The organism is Salipiger sp. HF18 (genome assembly GCF_011806505.1).
Lineage (GTDB): Bacteria > Pseudomonadota > Alphaproteobacteria > Rhodobacterales > Rhodobacteraceae > Salipiger > Salipiger thiooxidans.
On record NZ_JAATOS010000596.1, the window covers coordinates 1 to 2,217 of the forward strand.

General features: G+C 69.8%; 3 protein-coding genes and 1 pseudogene. All 4 read right to left on the reverse strand.

All coding sequences use genetic code 11. From position 1 onward, the window contains the following. Positions 1-648 (reverse strand): NADH-quinone oxidoreductase subunit NuoF (gene nuoF / locus HC022_RS24625; protein WP_167454146.1); only part of this gene is annotated, 648 nt, incomplete at its 3' end. A 4-nt stretch (positions 649-652) separates the two neighbouring features. Continuing rightward, a complete protein-coding gene (locus HC022_RS24630; protein ID WP_167454147.1) occupies positions 653-880 on the reverse strand; it encodes a DUF5337 domain-containing protein in 228 nt (75 codons plus the stop codon). Positions 881-1,046: 166 nt separating this feature from the next. Then, positions 1,047-1,778: an endonuclease gene (locus tag HC022_RS24635; RefSeq protein WP_167454148.1), complete on the reverse strand. Its 732-nt coding sequence runs from the start codon at positions 1,776-1,778 to the stop codon at positions 1,047-1,049. A 37-nt stretch (positions 1,779-1,815) separates the two neighbouring features. After that, positions 1,816-2,217: pseudogene (locus HC022_RS24640) on the reverse strand (NADH-quinone oxidoreductase subunit E); the annotation flags it as partial.

A 2,217-nucleotide genomic window follows, 5' to 3' on the forward strand; every position in this document is an offset into this window, starting at 1 on the left:
GGCGATCGACTCGACGTTGTTCACCGTGGTCGGGCAGCCGTAGAGACCGGAGCCGGCCGGGAATGGCGGCTTCATCCGCGGCATGCCCTTCTTGCCCTCAAGGCTCTCGATCAGCGCGGTTTCCTCGCCGCAGATGTAGGCGCCGGCACCGTGGTGCAGGTAGAGGTCGAAATCCCAGCCGGTGCCACAGGCGTTACGGCCGATCATGCCCTTGTCATAGGCCTCGTCGATGGCCGCCTGCAGGGCTTCCTTCTCGCGGATGTATTCGCCGCGGATGTAGATGTAGGCCGCATGTGCCCCAATCGCGAAGGAGGCGATCAGCGCGCCCTCGATCAGCGTGTGCGGATCGTGGCGCATGATCTCGCGATCCTTGCAGGTCGCGGGCTCGGATTCGTCGGCGTTGATGACCAGGTAGGACGGCCGGCCGTCGCTCTCCTTGGGCATGAAGGACCACTTGAGCCCGGTCGGGAACCCTGCCCCGCCGCGTCCGCGCAGCCCCGAGGCCTTCATCTCGTCGATGATCCAGTCGCGGCCCTTGCCGATGATGTCGGCGGTTCCGTCCCAGTGGCCACGCTTCTTCGCGCCCTCCAGCGTGCGGTCATGCATGCCGTAGAGATTGGTGAAAATGCGGTCCTCGTCCTTCAGCATCGCATCACTCCTCGTTCGAGCGGTCCTTCCGGCGCGCACGCCAGAGCCCGTAGATCATCCATATCGCCGTCCCGAACCCGGCGATCGCCGCCAGGTCGAAGAAGGCTCTCGTGCGCTGGCTCCAGTCCAGCGCGACACCCGCGGCCGTTGCGGCCATCCAGGCAAGCCCGGTTCCGGCAATCACCAGCGCGATGATGCGCCCTTGCCGGCTGTGGCTGTCCCGGTCGTTCATTCCCCGGCCCCGGTCCCTTTCGCGGCCCCCGACGGTCGCAACCCGCAGCGCCGGAAGAGCGGTCTGTCACCGTCCCCGGTCGCGCGGGCCCCTGCCCGTCTGCCAGTTTCATCCTGCACCGTGTCCCTGCGGGACCCCAGCGCCCTTGTCGTGCCGTCGCGCGGTCTCAGTAGACCTCGCCCTCGTCCACCCGCGTCGAGAATGCGGTCTCGCCCCCGGCGGCGAGGATCTTTGCCTGCCCGATCCAGTCATCGCGCGAGACGCGGCCGCGGAACCCGTTGAGGTTGCCGTCCATCCACGCCACTTCGGCGGCAGTCCAACCGGCGATCTGGTCGAAGTGGTAGATCCCGAGCTCGTGCAACTGCTCCTCGAGCTTGGGGCCCACCCCCTTGATTTCCTTCAGGTTGTCCGCCCCGCCATCGCGCGGAGCCGACAGTGCCTCGGGCCGGGTGCCCGCGTCCTCTGCGACCGCCTCGGCCGTCTCGCCCGCGTAGCGCCACGCGCCCTTGCGGCCCGCCAGTTCCGCCTCGCCTGCGAGTGCCTTGCTGGGCTTCACCAGCGGCTCGGCGGTCTTCTCGGCGGCGGGCGACGGTTGCGGCGCCGCTGCAGGTGTCGGCGTTGCGGTCGGCGCCGGGGCGGCGCTGGCCTCGGCCGGAGACGCGACGGGCTTCGGGGCGGGCACCGGCTTGGGCGTAACCGGGGTCAGCTTCGGCACAGGCGCGCAACTCACCCAGATGAAGAGCTGCGACAGGAGCACCATCGCGAGGACACCGAGGACGAGCGCCGCGACGAAGCCGCGATCCGCGCCAAGTGCGAACAGCGCCACGAACAGACCGACCACCGCGGCGGCGATCCAGCATTTGCGTCGGCAGGTCCCTTCCATCGTCGTGTCCGTCATTCCCCGTTCTCCTCCTCACCCGAGCCTTGCGGCCCCCTTATTCGTCCGCGTCGTCACCTTTCCCGGAGCGCTGCGAGAACTCGGTCTCGCCCCCCGCTGCCAGCGTCTTTGCCTGTGCGACCCATTCGTCGCGGGTCACCCGGCCGCGGAAGCCCTGCAGGTTCTCGTCGACCCAGGCGACCTCGTCCGGCGTCCAGTTGGCGATCTGGTCGTAGTGATAGAAGCCGAGGCTGTTGCACAGCTCTTCCAGCTTCGGCCCCACGCCCTTGATCTTCTTGAGGTCGTCCGCCCCACCCTCGCGCGGCGCGTCGAGCGCCTCGGGGCGGGTGCCGGCGGTCTCGGCGGGCTGCTCGGGGACCCCCGCGACCCGCCGCCTGGGCTCCGCCCCGGGGGCCCCCCGCGCCCCCCGCTTTGCGCTGGCCGGGGCGCCCGCGCCGGC